Source organism: uncultured Pedobacter sp. (assembly GCF_913776295.1).
Lineage (GTDB): Bacteria > Bacteroidota > Bacteroidia > Sphingobacteriales > Sphingobacteriaceae > Pedobacter.
Genome location: NZ_CAJYOJ010000071.1, coordinates 82,207 through 101,144, shown reverse-complemented (window position 1 = coordinate 101,144; position 18,938 = coordinate 82,207). Strand labels below are relative to the sequence as shown.

Here is an 18,938-nt window from a genome sequence, read left to right as displayed (position 1 = left end):
TCCTTTCGCTTTAAGCGTTAGCCCTTTACCTTCGCTTATTTGTAATTGTCTTTTAAAAACTCAAGATATTCATTTATCCTTGCCCTGTCTGTCAGTTTTTCAAAATTTTCTTTACTGATGATAAAGCCTTTATACAGGTTGGCGGGAACCTTCATAATGTTCTTTAACTGACCAACAATGCTCGATTCATAAAGTTTTGCATCCTCAAGATCGATAAAGCTGGTAATGTAAATCAACTGATCGTTATCCAACTCTACCAGTTTATGTTCCAGATCATTGTCGGGGTAATTTCCGCGGTTAAACTGACCGATCCCGAAACGTGATGAACTTAAGGTTAAAGTGGCATCGGCTACATCTATTACGTAATAATACTCTTCTGATTTTGCCCTACTAAAAACACTAACAGGTTTGGTTGGATCAACTGGTTTAATCTCAATCGGTTTTACTACCGGAGTTGGTTCAGCGTTTTTTGCTACCGGAGTTTCAACTGGTAGCGGTTTTGTTGGAACGGCAACGGTTGCGGACTGACTTACAAAACGAGGCGCGTTTGCATCAAAATCAACAAGGGCTACCGGGCGCTGTTTAAATTCGTTGAGGTTAGCCTCGATGTATTTTAAGTGATCACGTACCAAAGGGGTAATAATTTTATCATTGGGATAGCGCTCGGTAATCAGATTAAATTCGGTAAGTAGCGGATCAACTTTTGCTGTACGTCCAACAGCGATGGCTTTTAAGTAAGCATACTGCGGCGCCAGATCACTTTCGGGAGAAGCCTTGATATTATCGTCAGCCTGTTTCACCACGCTGGCGTAATCTTTTTTTACATAAGCATCAAAAGTTAAATTGTAATTGTTGATGGCCATATTTTCCATCTGTGTTTGCTTGGCAGAGTACGATGGATCTAAAATATTTTTTGCGAAATTAGATTCGGGAAATCTGGTCAGCACCAATTGCTTATACTGGTCAGATTTTACTTCGTCAATGCCTTTATAATTCAGGTATAAACTGTAGTAAATGGCAACCAAATGGTTATTATCCGGATATCTTTTGATCAGTTCTGAATATATTTTATTTGCTTCCGGCTTATCATTCAGTTCTTGCTGGTAAAAGCTCGCGATTTCGAAATATGCATCAATAATTTTCTGATCAGATGCGGCCAATAGTGCTGGCGTGGTGGGTAAAGCATCCAAAAACTGTTTTTCAACGGAAGTCTGGTCTGCAGCCGTTGGGTCGGTTTGTCCATTGGCAGGTATAATTTCTGTAGCTACTTTTCCTCCGGCCAAAACCTGGTTGGTTTCCTGTGCAGATGAGCGTATGCTCTGGCGCCAGTTATCCTCCAACTGTCTGGTTCCCCATCGTTTTTTAAAATCGCCAAAGCCATTGCTAACTGCTGCATTATTATCAAAATAAAAGGTGTTGCCGGCGATATTGTTTGTCGTATTTAAACTTCTGTTCGGAAAATCCGGATCATTTAAAAATTGGTTTTTCATTACACCACCGGTATTAGCCACTTCAACCTTGGGTGTTAAATAAGCTTTAACCTTAGCCTCACGCTCAGCAGCCGGAAGTTTGGCGATGGCCTGGGCCGTATCTTCTTTGGCAATAATGGTATACCTGTCGGTCAAATATTGCAGGTTATCTGCCTTTTTAAGAATATTATCGTAATCAGGAAAGTTTTTGGGCAATATCATCACAGTACTGTCATAGTACAGTTTTGCTTTAATATAGTTGTTAAACTCCTTAAAGTTTAAATCGGCAATTCTTAAATAAGATAAGGCTTTTTGCGTTTGGTTTCTGGTGCTTTTTAAAACCGACTTATAGTAGTTCTCTTCTGCCTTTACAAAGTTTCCCTCGGCAGAGAAAAGTTCTCCAACCTGGTAATAAATCTGATCAGTATAATCAGTATTTTTATCATCTTTCAATAAAGCCAAAACTTGTTGTTCCTTATTAAGTTTTTCTCCATTTAACAAGGCCCTTAGTTTAATCCTGTTTAAATTGGCATGAAAATACATCTCAAAAGGTGCATTGCTTTTTTCAACTTTGGTGAAATTGTTATAAGCATCCTGGATATTTTTCTCTTTTTCCTGTAACTGTGCCAATATAAAACGCCAACGGATGCGCAGCTGTTTTTCTGCAGGTAAAGCAATGGCCGATTCTAAAAACAGGATGGCCTCTTTATATCGTTTTTGATAAATACGCATCTGAGCAGCTGTAGCCAAAGGTTCAGCCAGGTCTTTTTTCAATTGATCAGAAGCGCGCAGCATGGTATCAATAATTTTATCGGCCGGTACCATATTGTTGAGTTCCATTTGGCTACGTGCTTTCCAGTTCATGGCCATAATAAAGGTATTCAGGTCGTTGTTATACGTTTTAGCCGTATAATCAAAGTATTCTGATGCGATAAAATAATTGCCTTTAAGGTAATTCGCCTTACCCAAAAGCATGTAGGCATCGTCAATATAGTTACTGAAACTTTTATCGTTGATAATGGTTTGTCCTTTGGTAATTACCTCATCAAGCTGTTTATTGGCAGCCCCGGGTGTGAGTACTAAATTGATCTGTGGCTCAGGATCAAGGTAAACCGGTAGGATCTTTTCGTAATTGTCTGCATAACTTTGCAGCAAACTCTCATTGTATTCGCTTAGTAAAACATTGGCGTTATAAATATAATTGTATTTTGCGGTTAAGTTCTGAAACCTACGATCTACCGCAGTATCTTTATTTGCAACACAGCCATAAATAAAAATACTGATGAGGATGAAGAAGGGATTTAAGTTTTTGTTAGCGTAATTTTTCAAGTATGATAAATCTCTTAAGTAATGTATAATAAACAATATATATAGAAAAATATTTTATCTGGCAACAAATTTTAATTATTCAAAGTTAATTTAATTATTGCATTAAAAAATGGAAAATCCGCAAGAAGAAGACACAAAGAAAAAGGTGAATGCAGCAGCCAAGTATTCTGCCATTGGTTTCCAGATGATCGCCACCATAGGCCTGCTTACCTTTATAGGTTACAAAATTGATGAACACCGAAACAGCAAAACCAATTTAATTACTGCAGCCTTTGCCCTGGCAGGTGTTGGGATTGCACTTTATCAGGCAATCAGGCAGGTTACCAGGGGTTAGTTTTCAGTTTTCAGTTTTCAGTTGGCAGTTGCCGGTTAACAAATGTCAATAATAAAATTCTTCAGTTAGCGATTAACCAGTTCAACCAGTTAACCAGCTAACAATATAACAATTAAGTATTCTTCATTAGTTACTTGATGCTAAAAACCTTATCTTTGCACAAGTTTTTATCTGCTAAGAAATTATACATTGACTCTAGCCAAATTTACCAGTATCTATTTCATTTTCGTAGGCCTGTTAATCGGTATTATAGCCGTTGTGCCTGTAGTATTTCCAGATCGGCAGATTTTGGTAAACAATTTTTGGGTTATGTTTGGCTTTTTGGCGGGTATCACGTATATCGCTTACCTGTTGGTTGATATCGGTATAAAACGTGACCCTGAAGTAGGTGTTATGGCTATTATGGGATCGATAGCGGTGAAGATGATTTTTTGTATGGCTTTTGTGTTGATTTACAGTATAAAAGCAAAGGGAATCGGGCCTGTATTTCTGCTTAATTTTTTTTCTTTATATTTATTGTTTACGGTCTTTGAAGTTTACTGTTTGTTACGTAACTTGCGCCACCAAAATTTAAAGTAAAAAACTGCCAATAAATGGATTGTAACCGAGTTTTTGTGTCTAAAGTTAAAAGGCTAACTATTGTTTTTACGCTTTTAATCGCGTTTTTATCTATCAAAATTGATACTTTCGCTCAAGTTGATAGCGCTGTTGTACCTGTTGATAGTGCTGTTGCCGAGTCTGCTCAGGCGGTTTCCGGCGAGCACGGAGAAGCTGGTCATGGCAAAGAAAAATTCGAGCCTACCAAGGTAATTATGGAACACATTGCCGATTCGCATATGTGGCATCTTTGGGGACATACCTCATTGCCTCTTCCGGTTATTTTATATACGCCTAATGGTTTAGAGGTTTTCTCATCAGGTAATTTTCATCATGGTGAACACGATTATAACGGTAAATATAATAACTATCGCTTAGAAGAGGATCATATCAAAGTGGTTGCTGCTGACGGTAAAGTGGACGAAGAAGCAAGTAAAGCTGTTTTAGACTTCTCGATCACCAAAAATGTTGCTGCAATGTTTGTAGCCATTCTGGTTATTCTGATTGTATTTATTTCAGTGGCTGGAGCTTACAAAAAACGCGCTGGCAAAGCACCTAGAGGGTTGCAATCTTTTATTGAGCCTGTGGTGCTTTTTGTGAGAGATGATATTGCCAAACCTAACATCGGTCATAAATATGCGAAGTTTATGCCTTACTTGTTGACTACCTTTTTCTTTATCTTATTTAACAACTTATTCGGTTTAATTCCGATTTTTCCAGGGGGTGCCAACGTAACCGGTAATATCGCCCTAACTTTTGTAATGGCTTTAGGTACTTTGATTATTGTTAACATCAATGGTAACAAATATTATTGGAAACATATTTTCAGGCCAGATGTTCCTTTTTGGTTATATCCGATTATGATTCCGGTGGAGTTGATCGGTATTATTTCCAAGCCTTTCGCTTTGATGGTGCGTTTGTTTGCAAACATTACCGCTGGTCACATTATCGTATTGAGTTTAATTTCCTTAATCTTTATTTTCGAAACATTGGCTATTGCCCCGGTTTCAGTCGCCTTCGTATTGTTTATGGATGTATTGGAATTATTGGTGGCATTTTTACAGGCCTTTATTTTTACCTTATTAACTGCCTTATTTATTGGAATGGCAGTAGAAGAACATCATTAATAGAAAACTATTTTTTACAAATTAATATAAATTAAATTAGTTATGGTAGGTTCAATCGCGGCAATCGGTGCCGGTTTAGCAGTAATCGGTGCAGGTATCGGTATCGGTCAAGTAGGTGGTAAAGCAATGGAAGGTATTGCTCGTCAACCGGAAGCTGCATCAAAAATTCAGACTGCAATGATTATCGCTGCTGCCCTTATTGAGGGTGCTGCTTTATTCGGTGTGGTAGTTGCATTATTAGGCTTAAACGGTTAATAAGCACTGAAAAAATTAGGTTGGGTATTTAACGATTGGTTATTTACCCCGCCTTATTAAAAGATTGTTTTTAAAAATTAGATAAAAATGGAATTAGTAACCCCAAGCATAGGATTGGTTTTTTGGACATCATTAGCATTCATCTGCTTATTGATTTTACTTAGAAAATTTGCATGGAAACCTATTTTAGGTGCAATTCACGAGCGTGAGCAAAGCATTGATGAAGCTTTAAACAAAGCAGAGTTGGCTAAACAGGAAATGGCCCGTTTAACCAGTCAGAATCAGGATTTGATGCAACAGGCCCGTGCTGAGCGTGACGAAATTTTAAAGGAAGCTAAAACCTTAAAAGATAGTATCTTAAATGATGCTAAAAAACAGGCTCAGGTTGAAGGTGCTAAATTGATCGAGAAAGCAAAAATCGAGATTGAAAACCAAAAGAAAGCAGCTTTAGCTGAGGTTAAAGATCAGGTTTCTACTTTATCATTAGAAATTGCAGAACGTGTTTTGCGGACCCAGTTAGATGATAAAACCAAACAGGAAGCTCTAGTAGCTAACTTGTTAAAAGACGTTGAACTAAACTAAGCGTATTGCGTAAAGTGGTTAAGCGTGCCAAACGCCAAACACTTAGCGCCAACCCAAATAAATATGTCAGAAATTAAAGTTGCAGGCAGATACGCCAAATCATTGTTAGATCTTGCCATTGAAAACAATGCGCTTCAAGATGCCTATAATGATATGGTTTTATTTGAAAAAGTGGTTGATGAAACCCCTGAGCTGGAAGCGATATTAAATAACCCGATCGTACCTTTAGATAAAAAAACCGGAATTTTAAATGGTATTTTTGCTGATAAAGTGGGTAAATTAACGATCACTTTCTTTAAAACTGTAGTGAACAAAGGCCGTTCGGCTATTTTATTTGCTACTGCGAAACAGTTTGTTCAACAATACAATCAGATTAAAGGCATTGTTACTGCTGATGTCGTTTCAGCGACTGTTTTAAGCGACCAAGCTAAAGAACAGATTGTTGCTATTGTGAAGAAGGAATTAGGTGCCAATCAGGTAATTGTTAACGAAAAAGTTAATGAGAAATTAATTGGTGGTTTTATATTGAAAGTTGGTGATAAACAATTTGATGCCAGTATTGCCAGCGGTTTAAGTAAACTTAAAAAAGAATTTGCGCAGTAAGCGCCAGGCGATAAGCGAATAGCAGAAAAACGCCGAACGCAAACCGCCAAACACAAAGAATATTGCGATAAGCGGATGGCGATTAAATGCCAGGCGCCATGCGCTAAGCACTAAACATTTATAAAAAGATATAAAGTAAAATTATGGTAGAGGTAAGACCAGACGAAGTATCGGCAATTATCAGACAGCAATTGGCGGGCTTCAAATCAGAAACCGAACTGGAAGAAGTTGGTACCGTGTTGCAAGTAGGCGACGGTATTGCCCGCGTTTACGGTTTAACTAAAGTTCAATCAGGAGAGTTGGTTGAATTTGCAAACGGACTTCAGGGTATCGTATTAAACCTTGAGGAAGATAACGTTGGTGTGGTACTTTTAGGTGCTTCTGACGAGATTAAAGAAGGTGATACCATTAAACGTACCAAAAAAATTGCCTCTATTAAAGTTGGTCAAGGTATGCTTGGCCGTGTAGTGAATACTTTAGGTGAGCCTTTAGATGGTAAAGGTCCGATCTTAGGTGAAACTTACGAAATGCCTTTAGAGCGTAAAGCACCAGGTGTAATTTACCGTCAACCGGTAAACGAGCCTTTACAAACTGGTATTAAAGCAATCGATGCAATGATTCCAATCGGTCGTGGTCAACGTGAGTTGGTGATCGGCGACCGTCAGATTGGTAAAACTGCTGTTTGTATCGATACCATTATCAACCAGAAAGAATTTTATGAAGCAGGCCAGCCAGTGTTCTGTATCTATGTAGCGATCGGTCAGAAAAACTCTACTGTAGCCAACATTGTACGTACATTGGAAGAAAACGGCGCTTTACCATACACTGTTGTTGTGGCTGCTTCTGCTGCAGATCCTGCTCCAATGCAGTTCTATGCTCCTTTTGCAGGTGCTGCAATTGGTGAGTTTTTCCGTGATACAGGTAAACCAGCATTAATTGTTTATGATGATTTATCTAAACAAGCTGTGGCTTATCGTGAGGTATCGTTATTACTTCGTCGTCCACCGGGCCGTGAGGCTTATCCAGGTGACGTTTTCTACTTACACAGCCGTTTACTGGAAAGAGCTGCGAAAATCAACGCGAACGATGATATCGCTAAAAACATGAACGATTTACCTGAGTCGATTAAACATATCGTTAAAGGTGGTGGTTCATTAACAGCACTTCCAATTATCGAAACACAAGCGGGTGACGTTTCTGCCTATATTCCAACCAACGTAATTTCGATTACTGATGGTCAGATTTTCTTAGAGTCGAACTTGTTCAACTCAGGTATCCGTCCGGCAATTAACGTAGGTATTTCGGTATCACGTGTGGGTGGTAATGCGCAGATTAAATCGATGAAAAAAGTAGCAGGTACTTTAAAGTTAGATCAGGCTCAATACCGTGAGTTAGAGGCTTTCTCTAAATTCGGTTCTGATTTGGACGCTGCAACTAAATCGGTATTGGATAAAGGTGCACGTAACGTAGAAATGCTAAAGCAGGCGCAGTTCTCTCCATTCACTGTGGAGAAACAGGTTGCCATTGTTTACGCTGGAACTAAAAACTTAATGCGTAACGTTCCGGTTAACAAGGTAAAAGAATTTGAAACTGAATTCTTAAATCAATTGGAATTACGTCACCCTGAAACTCTAGCGGCTTTAAAAGCTGGTAAATTTGATGATAACATCACCGGTGTTTTAGATACAGTGGCAAAAGAGATTTCAAGTAAATATTAATAGGATTTGAGACATGAGATTTGAGATTTGAGATGGGGACTTAATGTCTCATGTCTCACATCTCAGATCTCACATCTAAATAGAGAATGGCTAATTTAAAAGAAGTAAGAAACCGGATTGCATCGGTACAGTCAACACAGCAGATTACGAAAGCTATGAAAATGGTTTCGGCGGCTAAGTTGAAACGTGCTACCAATGCAATTATCGCTTTACGTCCTTATGCAACTAAACTGAAAGAGATTTTAGGTAATCTATCGGCAAGTTTAGAAGGGTCTTCATCACCATTTATTCAGGAGCGTGAGCCCAATAAGGTTTTAATTGTTACTGTTTCATCAAACCGTGGTTTGGCCGGAGCATTTAACATGAACGTAATTAAAGCGGCCAACAATTTAATTGCTGATAAGTATAGCGAACAGTTGAAAAACGGTAATGTGAGCATTATTTCTATTGGTAAGAAAACTCAGGATTATTATGAGAAACGTAAATACAACGTTATCGGTAACAATAATGAAATCTTTTCGGCCTTAACTTTCGAAAACGTAACTAAAATTACGGATGCCATTATGGCTGGCTTTGTTAAAGGTGAATTTGATAAAGTTGAAGTGGTGTATAACCGTTTCAGGAATGCGGCCGTACAGTTTATTACGACTGAACAGTTATTGCCTTTGCCAAAAGCAGAGCCGGTAGCTGATACCAAATCGGATAAAAGGACCACTAATATTGATTATATTCTGGAACCTTCGCAAGAGGAAATCGTTGAACAGCTAATCCCTAAATCAATTAAGATCCAGTTATACAAAGCCGTATTAGATTCGCACGCATCTGAGCATGGCGCACGTATGACCTCAATGGATAAAGCAACTGAAAACGCTGGTGAGTTATTAAAAGCCTTAAAACTTTCGTATAATCAGGCACGTCAGGCAGCCATTACAACTGAATTAACAGAAATTGTAAGTGGTGCAGCAGCATTGGAGGGGTAATTTGCAGTTCTCAGTTTTGAATTTGAAGTACTAATTGCACAAAATATAAAGCCCGTTTCTTAATTGAAATGGGCTTTTTTATGGTAGCATTTGGTTTTAATCCAAAATTATTTTTTTTTTTTGTGGATTGTAATCCATAATTATTATGATTTTTATGGATTATATTCCAAAATTATTATACTTTAGTGTAAGGATTTTCATTATGATTACTCGTAAACAGTTGGATTATGCTATAGAACGGCTTTTTAAAGGTAAAGCCTTTATCATATTTGGACCGAGGCAAACCGGCAAAACCACATTTGTAGAACAATTATTGGCAAAAGTTAATAAAAGGACCTTATATCTGAACGGAGACGATGCAGACGTCAGGGAAACTTTGGCAAAACCCAATGCCGCGCAAATTCAACAAATGCTCGCTGGCTATGAAGTGCTTTTTATTGATGAGGCCCAACGGATCAATGATGTGGGTTTGCTGATCAAAATTATTGTAGACCGTTTCAAGTCTGTTCAGGTTATTGCTACCGGCTCATCAGCATTAGAACTATCGGGCAAAATAAACGAACCACTCACCGGTAGAAAGTACGAAATGATGCTTTTGCCCTTTTCGTACGCAGAGCTGTTAAGTGACACAGATTTTATAACTGAAGAACGATCTTTGGAACAGCGGTTAATTTATGGTTCTTATCCGAAGATTATCAATGACCCGCAAAATGCAGAAGAACACTTAAAATTACTTACTGATAGTTACCTGTATAAAGATCTTCTTATTTTAGAAGACGTTAAAAAGCCGCTACTTTTCGAGAAAATTGTAAAAGCTTTAGCCCTGCAGGTAGGCAGTGAGGTGAACTTTTCGGAGATGGCGCAGCTGGTAAAGGCCGATCAGAAAACAGTTGATAAGTACATCAGCCTGCTTGAAAAAGCGTTTGTGGTGTTCAGTTTACCTGCCTTTGCAGGCAATGTTCGCAATGAAATTAAAAAAAATAAGAAAATCTATTTTTACGATACGGGTATTGTGAATGCGATTACGCGGAATTTCAATCCCTTAGCCAACAGGAATGACGTTGGCGCACTGTTTGAAAATTATATGATTGCGGAACGGATGAAGTTTCTGCACCAGAACCAGATGGAGGCTGAATGCTTTTTCTGGCGTACCACACAACAGCAGGAAATAGATTACGTGGAAAAAACAAGAGAGAAATTTCTGGCCGTTGAATTCAAATGGAGCGAAAGGGGGAAAAATAAAATCCCGCTTACCTTTACACATGCTTACCCTGATGCAGAAACATTGTTGGTATCAAAAACCGATAGGGGAAGTTTTTTGAACGGTTAAACGTATCTTTGTTGTATAATATTAATACATGAAAAAGTACACCCTCATCATCCTATCACTCATTCCGTTTTTTGCCGCAGCACAAAATCCTGCAAGAGATTATACCAACGCAGTACTTTGGCAACAAACTTCAGGCGAATACAGGGCCCTATGTTTCCAGGCTTATAACTTCGCTCGTTTGTCATTAAAAGAAGCTTTATGGGCGGATACAAGTAAAAAGCCAAATTGTGTGATTGTTGATATCGATGAAACCGTTTTAGACAATTCCGCTTTTCAGGGCCATGAAATTAAAATGGGACTAAGTTATGTACCTGCAGACTGGACCGAATGGACCAATCTGGCGCGGGCCGATACCGTTCCGGGGGCATTGGCTTTTCTGAAATTTGCCGCCTCAAAAAATATCGAAACTTTTTATGTGAGTAACCGCGATGAAAAGGATTATACAGCTACATTAAAAAATCTGCAACATTTTGGTTTCCCTTATGCTGATGATGCGCATTTAGTAGTTTCCAAAGGAAGTTCAAACAAAGAACCAAGGCGTCAAAAAATTAGCGAAACACATAATATTCTATTGTTGCGTGGAGATAATTTAAGCGATTTCAGCAATATTTTTTATCGTGAAAATAAAAATACCTTTGAGCAGGTAAACGCCAACCAGAACTTATTTGGAGCAAAATATATTGTCTTGCCAAATCCGATGTACGGCGATTGGGAAAAGCCTTTGTATCAGGGAGAAAAACTTAGCGATAAAGATAAAGCGAAGCAAAGATTGGAACGATTAAAAAGTTACTAAGTTTTATAAATATTCAGCAATAAGTATTACTTTTGCTGCATCATAAAAATAAACATTATGGATAACAACGAATTAAAGCACAATACAGAAAGTATGAAAACGGCTAACCAGCCCGGAATTTATAAATTAATGATTTTTGGTGTACTGGTTTGCATAGTGGGTACTTATGCACGTTTCGCTTATGATTCGTGGCAGGTATCTTTAGCATCCTGGATTGTTTTGTTCATCGGTGCAATTATTGCCATTAAAGGTGTATTCAAAATATTAGATGCATAAGCATCTATCCCCAAAATATAAAGCCGATTATGTTCATTCATGATCGGCTTTTTTGTTATTAAATAAAGTATTGCTTTTTTTGAAAAGCAGGTTCCTGTGGGCATCGGTTGCGAAAGCCCTGCCATCCGCTTTACTTCACTGCGGTCGTGCCCGCTCCTGTCAGGTTTAAATTACTTAGGTAAACCTTTCTATCCTAAACCCCTGCCCGTGCAGGCGGGCGACTGCAGCGGCAGCCCCTGATTTTTAACCAGGGCTAAAGCGAAAGGCGGGACTGCCATAACCCAACTGCTTCTGCATTTGCTTTTCTAAAATAACACATAGATTCAAGTATTAAGAGTAGTGTTGTTGAAAATGAAATTCTTTTGAAAAGCAGGTTCCTGTGGGCATCGGTTCCGAAGCCCTGCAATCCACTTTACTTTACTGCGTTTATGCCGGTTCCTGTTAGGTCCAAAGTATCTTTGCAGACCTTTCTGTATTCAAAAAAACAGTCTTGTAAATTTCTGATTATTAGACGGTTAATATTGTATTTTTTTGCTTTATGGAAATGCAGGTTATGTAACATCGTTATATAAACATTTGTTTTTGGGTTACCTAAAGCAGATTATAGTATTAAATGAAAAAGAGGGTTACAAACCAACCCAAAACACAAAACTTCTCATGGCCATTTGAAGCAAATATTTAAAAATGATTATTTATTTAGAACCACATCATCATGAAAAGGAATATTATTGCTATAGCCATAATTTTAACCATTTTCGGCTGCCAAAAATCGGGCGAAAAGTATGCCAGTACCGAAACTGTCGCGGCAAATGAATTTAGCGTACCTACAGATAGCACCGCAGTAGAAAAAATCATTAAAACTGCAGATATGCGTTTTAGGGTTAAGAATGTTCAAAATACCAAAGAGCAGCTGAGCAAAACCATTAAAGCAGAAGGGGGAACTGTTGCTGAGTTTTCTATAGAAAGCACTATTCAGGAAACGGATAAAGTAAAACAATCTACCGATTCTTTAAAAGAAATTACAGCCTATCGCACTGAAGGTTATCTGGTGGCGAAGATTCCATCTGAAAAACTAGATGAATTTACCAATACCATTGCAAAAATAGCGGTCTTTGTCGATCACCAATCGATGAAGCTGGACGATCAAAGCATTGCTTATTTAGCCAATAAACTAAAGGCGCAGAATAGAGTTGATGCGGTAGAGAAGATCAATAAAGTAGCGTCTAAGAAAAGTGCCAACGTAGAATCATCTCTTTACATCAAAGACGATTATGTGGATAAGAAAATCGAAAATATGCAGATCGATAGCCGGGTAAAATTCAGTACCATTACCCTTAATTTTTATCAGGATAATACGGTAAAAACCATGATTGTGGCGAATGATAATTTGTATGATTACCGTCCGGCATTTATAAACAGGCTTTGGTTAGGAATTGTAAATGGCTGGACGATTTTTAAAGAAATCATTATTGCTATTTCCAATTTGTGGATGTTGATATTGGTTGGTTTTGCAATCTTCTTCATCATAAAGTATTTTATCCGGAAGAATAAACTGGCAATGGATCAAGCGACTAAAAACATGATCGATCAGGCCAGGCAATAAGAATCTATCCCATTCTATGGTTCTTGTCCGCACGAACCATTTTATATTTTCTATCAAGACAGATTGTTTCAATCTGATATCGTTGAGCCAATAACCATTGAATCGTTGATAACGATGAACTATATTGTTTTAATGAAGCTATAGTAAATTTTAATTCAATCGAATTTGTCACGTTGAGCCTGTCGAAACGCCTTGTAAAACATTTAAAGCAGGTCCTTCGACAAGCTACCATTGACGTTATTTTGCAATTATTTATTAATGAGTGACTTGCGGAACCTACGCATTTCCGCGTAGCTAGTCCGTAGCACCGTATCTCCGTTCCGCTTAAATCCGGCCTAACAAATTTTTCGGGCTCCACTGACAAAGCCATCCCACTGGCTTCGAAAGAAAAATTTTCAGCCGGTGTTTTTTGTTTCTTTTTGACATCAAAAAGAAAGAGCCCTTCGGCGGCGGTGAGCCGAGGCAAGGCTTAGCCCTGGGGCAAAAAAAGAAATGTATACGTCATTCATATTGATTTTTATCCAATAAATTATCCCTCAGGATGACATTGAGGGGATTTGTCTGTCATTCTGAATGCAATGAATATTTTTTATCAGATGCATTTTAAAGGAGCATAGTTTAAGGTCATGTCTTTTTGTATCAAAACCATCAGTTCAACCGGAAAACAACGCGAACAAATGCGCTTAGCTTTTCTTACATTTGCCTCCATCTCATGATTAAACTACGTATTATATTTCTCCTGCTGTTTGCAGCAAGCAACACTGCCCACGCACAACTCTCCAACCAGGAAATTGCGGTTTTGAAAACCAATATGGTTAAAGCGGTAGAAAACTCAAAGCTAACCGATTCCTTATATGCAAAGCTGAATAAACTGCCCAATAAAACAGCATTGGTAACGGGTTACCTGGGTACTTTGGAAGCCCTTAAAGCCAAACACTCCTGGAATCCATATAATAAGATTAAATATGTAAGCCAATCGCTAAAAACGATGCAGAAAGCAATAGATATGGATGGGGAAAATATGGAAATCCGTTTTATGCGTTTTTCAATCGAATTTTATACCCCCTCCTTTCTTGGTTTTAGTAAAGATTTAGCGCAGGATAAAAAAGAAATTATTAAACATTATCAAAATGGAAATTTTGGCCTTGCCGATGCGGAATTAGTTAAAAACGTAGCTAAATTTATGATCGACAGCAAAAAATGCAGTGCAGCTGAAGTTAAAATTTTAACAAAATACCTTTAAAATGAATTATACCTATCTGCTTATTAATATAGCCGTAATTTTTTTTCCGCTGGTTTTATCATTTGATAAAAAAGTTCATTTTTTTAGTAAATGGAAGTTTGTATTTCCTGCCATATTGCTTACCGGTATTGTTTTTTTAATTTGGGATATCCTTTTTACCAAGCTCAACGTTTGGTCTTTTAATCCGGATTACCTCGTAGGAATAAACCTTTTTGGCTTACCTCTGGAAGAGATGCTGTTCTTTTTGACTGTTCCATATGCCTGTGTATTTATTTATGAATGTTTAAACATCTATTTCCCGAAAAGTAACCTCCAGAAGTATAGCCTCGCAGTAAGCAATCTTTTTTTGGGACTTAGTGTAGCCCTTTTGTTTTTTGGTTATAACAGGTGGTATACGCTGATCAACTTTGGCTTTTTGCTTATTGTGCTGGCCTATGTAGAATATGTGAATGTAAAATTCAGGTTTATGTACAGGTTTTACAGGGCTTATCTGGTTTCGCTTGTTCCATTTTATATCGTAAATGGTTTTTTAACCGCTGTTCCGGTGGTCATATATAACGATAAAGAAAATATAGGTTTTAGGGTAGGTACGATACCTTTCGAAGATCATTTTTATTTAATGAGTTTATTGTTAATGAATGTTTTTCTATATGAGTTTTTTAAAAGCAGAGCCGTTAAAAAGAAGGTATAGGATTTCTGTTTAACACGAAGAAAAATCAGCCAGCTTTGTCGGGTTTTACATTATAGTAAATAGAAATTTGTATGCCTTCTATTCTTTTACAGGGTTGAAGATTGGGAAATGAGCGTTCAGTAGTTCCTGGCGGTTTGCAGTTCCGCTTTTCATTTCAATTCCTCGCTGCGCTCCGGGCTTTACATTGCATCGATAGCCATCGGATCGGGTTTATCGCCAGGGGGGCTGCTAAACAACCTCAGGATGAAAAGCTGTTTTAACCATCTGGCCGGGTTTGAAGCGATATCCTGTAGCAATGAGGTACGAGGCAGCGAATCGTAAAAGCAAAAAAGGGAGCGAATTCGTTGTCTTGTAGCAATCTTGCGATTGAAATGGGGATAGTAAATCGAAATACGATGTAGATAAGTCTTTCACTATGCTCAGCAAGTAATCGCTGCACTTATCTTTTGCTTTGAAAATAATAGCTACTTTAATAATACAAGGCATTAAAGAAAACATAGCTTATATGCCCTTATATTTCTGATATGGTTAAAAACCTTTTGATTATCTTCAGCCCGAAATTAATTTAAATGGACTTACCAAATTATACCAAACAACAGCTTGCGTTGCGTAACGGGCAGGATAAACCTCAGATCTGGGTGGCTTATAAGGGGTTGATTTACGACATGACGGATAGCAGGTTATGGAAAAATGGAAAACATTATGAACATTGGGCAGGTCAGGATTTAACTGGTGAGCTACCGGATGCACCCCATACCGATGCTGTGTTTGAAAAGTTTGTTCCGATAGCTATGCTTGCCAAACCAGATTGATTTTAGCCGCTGATTCGTTGTTAAAAACATTAACTCCATAAAAAAACTGCAGACTTGAAGACTAATTTCTTAAAGCCTGCAGCTGAATTGCCATATGAAACTGTTAACTGCTTACTAAGAAGTGTTAACTGGTTACGCTTCTATCGTGAAAGAACTTAAGCTTACAAATTCCTGAATTCTGGCGGCAACTTCTTTATCGGTTAAATTCAATAACTTTTCTGTCCCAAATTTCTCTACGCAGAAAGAAGCCAGTGCAGAGCCATAAATAATCGCATTTTTCATATTATTGAAGTTGATAGTCCCAACTTTTGCCAAATAACCGATAAATCCACCAGCGAAGGTATCGCCAGCACCTGTCGGATCGAATACTTCGGCTAAAGGTAAGGCCGGAGCAGAGAAAATCTGATCCTCATGAAATAACAATGCACCATGTTCCCCCTTTTTAATAATCAAATATTTCGGACCCATGCTAAGGATTTTTTTAGCTGCTTTTACAAGCGAGTACTCACCTGATAGCTGACGTGCTTCAGCATCATTAATGGTTAATACATCTACCATTTTAATGGTTTCCAGTAAATCATCCATCATAATATCCATCCAGAAGTTCATGGTATCCATTACGATCAATTTCGGGCGGTTTTTAAGTCGTTTAATCACCGTTTGTTGTACCTGCGGTGTGAGGTTGCCCAACATCAGGTATTCACAATCCTGGTAGCTTTCCGGGATAACAGGATCAAAATTTTCCAATACATTTAATTCCGTAATCAACGTGTCGCGGCTGTTCATATCATTATGGTATTTGCCCGACCAGAAAAATGATTTCTCACCTGCTTTGATCTGTAATCCTTCGGTATCGATACCGTGTTTGGTGAAAATGTCAATGTCTGATTGATGAAAGTCATCACCTACCACAGCTACAATTTTTGCTTTATTATAAAAATAAGAAGCGGCTAAACTGGCGTAAGTTGCTGCACCACCAACAATTTTATCTGTTTTTCCGAAAGGAGTTTCAATAGCATCAAAAGCTACAGTACCTATGATTATCAGGCTCATATCTATGTATTAGATTTTTTTAATTTTTTTTTCCTGCAAATATTGCATAAATAATTTAAAAGCCCTAATATTGCATTCCCAAAACAAACAAGCATATGTTTGCTGAAAAGTTTAAACAAGCTGTTTTTTGGATAGCCGGATTCCTTCTTAGCTCAGCCGGTTAGAGCATCTGACTGTTAATCAGAGGGTCGCTGGTTCGAGCCCAGCAGAAGGAGCTTAAAGCGGATAACGGAAGTTATTCGCTTTTTTTTGTTTAATTCTATTTTGGACTAAAGATTTATGATAATCACTGTCAGGTAAAGCTCTCAGATAATAAGGACTCCAGTTTTTTTGTATTTATGACCTATTATCTTTATATCTTATATTCTAAAGCTTCGGATCTCTATTATGTTGGATACACCAGTGATTATGTCCGTCGACTTGAAGAGCACAATAGCTTATCTTTTGGAACATTTACCTCTAAGCATAGGCCTTGGAGCCTGGAAGCTGTATTTTCGTGTGGATTCATAGAGCCTGACGCCATCCGCCTGGAACGTTTTATCAAGAGGCAGAAAAGCCGTAAATTAATTGAGCGAATTGTTCAAGGAGATTACTAACAGGAATTTTGGCTCAGCTGGTTAGAGTCCCGCACGTGCGGGATTAATCAGAGGGTCGCTGGTTCGAGCCCAGCAGAAGGAGCCAAAAGCCAACTGTAATGTTGGTTTTTTTTTGTTTAGGCGGGGCGATAAGTTTACCCCCGGTTGCATATCGTGGAGTCCAACAGAAGGCGCAAAGATTTTCAAGACTGAATCGCATAAAAAACCCATCTCTAACAGGATGGGTTTTTTATTTCCATAACAGGAAGTTTCTTACTCCAAAATCTTTTTTAGTAATATTTTCGTCAGTTTTACAACGGAAATTGCCAAACTTTAATGATTAGAATAGTATAGAAGTTAAGATTGCCGGCCTGTTGTTTGTTGGGGCTTGATTAAACTTTGCCCCTGATACGAGACTTTATCTTTGAATCATATAAATCCCTTAGCCGTGTAAGTGTATCGAGTGACAAAGGGGGTATTTCGGCAGCTTCTATATTGCTGCGAACTTGGTTGGGGCTTGATGCACCAGGGATCACTGTCGTGATAGCCTCGTGCTGTAATATCCATCGGATACTTTGCTGGGCCAGTTTCTCGACACCCACAATGGCCTTTATTTCGTCCACCAGCGCTATCCCTTCTTCGAAAGCAATGCCGCTGAATGTTTCGCCCACATTGAATGCGTCGCCGTTGGCGTTGAAGAACCGGTGGTCTTTATCGGCAAATTTGGTTTCATTGGTAAATTTGCCGCTCAGTAATCCACTAGCCAAAGGAACGCGGGCAATAAGGGCAGTGCCCTGTTCATTGGCTTGATTAAAAAAGGATTCTGCCAGGTGTTGACGTAACAGATTAAATATAATTTGCAGTGAGGCAATGTCGGTGTGTGCAAGGCAAATGTGAGCTTCCTCTATAGTTTCCACACTCACACCAAAATATTTAATTAGCCCCTCTTCCTGCAAGCGGCGCAGGTGATCAAATACCTCACCTCTACGTAATTCTTCAGTTGGGATACAATGCAGTTGTTCCAGAAATAATTGATCAAGTCCCAGGTGAAGTAGCGAGTCCTCAACATGGCGGCGGATGGCATCATAAGTAAAATTTTGAGGCCACCCGTTAGGCTCATCATGCCGGCGTCCGAGCTTTGTTGCAATATGCAGTTGATGCTCCGTCTGTTTTAGAAATTTACCGATCAGCCGTTCGCTGGTTCCCGACCCATATACATCTGCCGTGTCAACAAAATTACCGCCCAGGCTAACATAGGTGTCTAATATTTCAAATGCTTTCGCTTCATCAATTATTCCCCAATCAGCGCTGCCTAACTGCCAGGTGCCTAAGCCTACCTCGGCAATGTAATCACTTTGAAATTTTCTGTATTGCATATCTTTCATTGTCGGCTGTCTAATCCGCCATTGAAGCAAAAATATGAAAAATTATCTTGATTCAACATCGTTGAATCAAGATAAACATAAGAGATTTATAACAGAAAATTTATGTACATAGTTTCATCGCGCACCGACCTTATGCCATAGTCATCATGATTTTCATGATGGCAGGAATAGAAGACATTGTCT

General features: G+C 38.5%; 19 protein-coding genes and 1 tRNA gene. 17 read left to right on the top strand and 3 right to left on the bottom strand.

Features of this window, described 5'->3' with window-relative positions; translation table 11 throughout:
* Positions 1–35: 35 nt before the first annotated feature.
* Positions 36–2,798: a gliding motility protein gene (locus QZ738_RS16170; protein WP_293788771.1), complete on the bottom strand. Its 2,763-nt coding sequence runs from the start codon at positions 2,796–2,798 to the stop codon at positions 36–38.
* Positions 2,799–2,907: 109 nt separating this feature from the next.
* Between QZ738_RS16170 and QZ738_RS16165 the strand changes: the two genes are divergently transcribed.
* The 15 genes from QZ738_RS16165 (at position 2,908) to QZ738_RS16095 (ending at position 15,742) form a co-directional block, all read left to right on the top strand.
* Positions 2,908–3,132 (top strand): AtpZ/AtpI family protein, encoded by a 225-nt coding sequence (locus QZ738_RS16165; RefSeq protein ID WP_293788770.1) that lies wholly within the window; start codon positions 2,908–2,910, stop codon positions 3,130–3,132.
* A 189-nt stretch (positions 3,133–3,321) separates the two neighbouring features.
* A complete protein-coding gene (locus QZ738_RS16160; protein ID WP_293788769.1) occupies positions 3,322–3,711 on the top strand; it encodes a hypothetical protein in 390 nt (129 codons plus the stop codon).
* 14 nt (positions 3,712–3,725) lie between these two features.
* A complete protein-coding gene (gene atpB / locus QZ738_RS16155) occupies positions 3,726–4,856 on the top strand; it encodes a F0F1 ATP synthase subunit A (RefSeq protein WP_293788768.1) in 1,131 nt (376 codons plus the stop codon).
* A 42-nt stretch (positions 4,857–4,898) separates the two neighbouring features.
* Entirely contained in the window at positions 4,899–5,111 is a 213-nt protein-coding gene (gene atpE, locus QZ738_RS16150) for an ATP synthase F0 subunit C (RefSeq protein WP_025144011.1), read from the top strand.
* An 87-nt stretch (positions 5,112–5,198) separates the two neighbouring features.
* Positions 5,199–5,693 carry a F0F1 ATP synthase subunit B gene (locus tag QZ738_RS16145; protein ID WP_293788767.1) on the top strand — a complete coding sequence of 165 codons (495 nt, stop codon included), beginning with the start codon at positions 5,199–5,201 and terminating at the stop codon, positions 5,691–5,693.
* Positions 5,694–5,756: 63 nt separating this feature from the next.
* Positions 5,757–6,296, top strand: a complete 540-nt coding sequence (atpH, locus tag QZ738_RS16140; RefSeq protein WP_293788766.1) for an ATP synthase F1 subunit delta — start codon at positions 5,757–5,759, stop codon at positions 6,294–6,296.
* Between the two features lie 143 nt (positions 6,297–6,439).
* Complete coding sequence (atpA, locus tag QZ738_RS16135) at positions 6,440–8,014, top strand: F0F1 ATP synthase subunit alpha (protein ID WP_293788765.1); 1,575 nt, start codon at positions 6,440–6,442, stop codon at positions 8,012–8,014.
* Positions 8,015–8,100: 86 nt separating this feature from the next.
* The gene (atpG, locus tag QZ738_RS16130; RefSeq protein ID WP_293788764.1) at positions 8,101–8,994 is read left to right on the top strand and encodes an ATP synthase F1 subunit gamma; all 894 of its coding nucleotides are present in this window, start codon (positions 8,101–8,103) and stop codon (positions 8,992–8,994) included.
* Positions 8,995–9,196: 202 nt separating this feature from the next.
* Positions 9,197–10,324 carry an ATP-binding protein gene (locus QZ738_RS16125; RefSeq protein ID WP_293788763.1) on the top strand — a complete coding sequence of 376 codons (1,128 nt, stop codon included), beginning with the start codon at positions 9,197–9,199 and terminating at the stop codon, positions 10,322–10,324.
* A gap of 28 nt (positions 10,325–10,352) precedes the next feature.
* Positions 10,353–11,117: a 5'-nucleotidase, lipoprotein e(P4) family gene (locus QZ738_RS16120; RefSeq protein WP_293788762.1), complete on the top strand. Its 765-nt coding sequence runs from the start codon at positions 10,353–10,355 to the stop codon at positions 11,115–11,117.
* A gap of 57 nt (positions 11,118–11,174) precedes the next feature.
* Positions 11,175–11,393: a hypothetical protein gene (locus QZ738_RS16115; protein ID WP_293788761.1), complete on the top strand. Its 219-nt coding sequence runs from the start codon at positions 11,175–11,177 to the stop codon at positions 11,391–11,393.
* A 712-nt stretch (positions 11,394–12,105) separates the two neighbouring features.
* Entirely contained in the window at positions 12,106–12,996 is an 891-nt protein-coding gene (locus QZ738_RS16110; protein ID WP_293788760.1) for a DUF4349 domain-containing protein, read from the top strand.
* Between the two features lie 712 nt (positions 12,997–13,708).
* Positions 13,709–14,239, top strand: coding sequence for a hypothetical protein (locus QZ738_RS16105; RefSeq protein WP_293788759.1), 531 nt, complete (start codon positions 13,709–13,711; stop codon positions 14,237–14,239).
* A 1-nt stretch (position 14,240) separates the two neighbouring features.
* Positions 14,241–14,930: a lycopene cyclase domain-containing protein gene (locus QZ738_RS16100; RefSeq protein WP_293788758.1), complete on the top strand. Its 690-nt coding sequence runs from the start codon at positions 14,241–14,243 to the stop codon at positions 14,928–14,930.
* A 569-nt stretch (positions 14,931–15,499) separates the two neighbouring features.
* The gene (locus tag QZ738_RS16095; RefSeq protein ID WP_293788757.1) at positions 15,500–15,742 is read left to right on the top strand and encodes a cytochrome b5 domain-containing protein; all 243 of its coding nucleotides are present in this window, start codon (positions 15,500–15,502) and stop codon (positions 15,740–15,742) included.
* A 132-nt stretch (positions 15,743–15,874) separates the two neighbouring features.
* Here QZ738_RS16095 and QZ738_RS16090 read toward each other — a convergent pair whose 3' ends face one another.
* Positions 15,875–16,795, bottom strand: a complete 921-nt coding sequence (locus tag QZ738_RS16090) for a PfkB family carbohydrate kinase (RefSeq protein WP_293788756.1) — start codon at positions 16,793–16,795, stop codon at positions 15,875–15,877.
* A gap of 141 nt (positions 16,796–16,936) precedes the next feature.
* Between QZ738_RS16090 and QZ738_RS16085 the strand changes: the two genes are divergently transcribed.
* Positions 16,937–17,010: transfer RNA gene (locus QZ738_RS16085), tRNA-Asn, on the top strand.
* A 123-nt stretch (positions 17,011–17,133) separates the two neighbouring features.
* Positions 17,134–17,391 (top strand): GIY-YIG nuclease family protein, encoded by a 258-nt coding sequence (locus tag QZ738_RS21370; protein WP_367268603.1) that lies wholly within the window; start codon positions 17,134–17,136, stop codon positions 17,389–17,391.
* Between the two features lie 371 nt (positions 17,392–17,762).
* On the opposite strand, the gene QZ738_RS16080 is transcribed toward QZ738_RS21370, so the two are convergent.
* Complete coding sequence (locus tag QZ738_RS16080; RefSeq protein ID WP_293788755.1) at positions 17,763–18,755, bottom strand: aldo/keto reductase; 993 nt, start codon at positions 18,753–18,755, stop codon at positions 17,763–17,765.
* Positions 18,756–18,938: the final 183 nt, after the last annotated feature.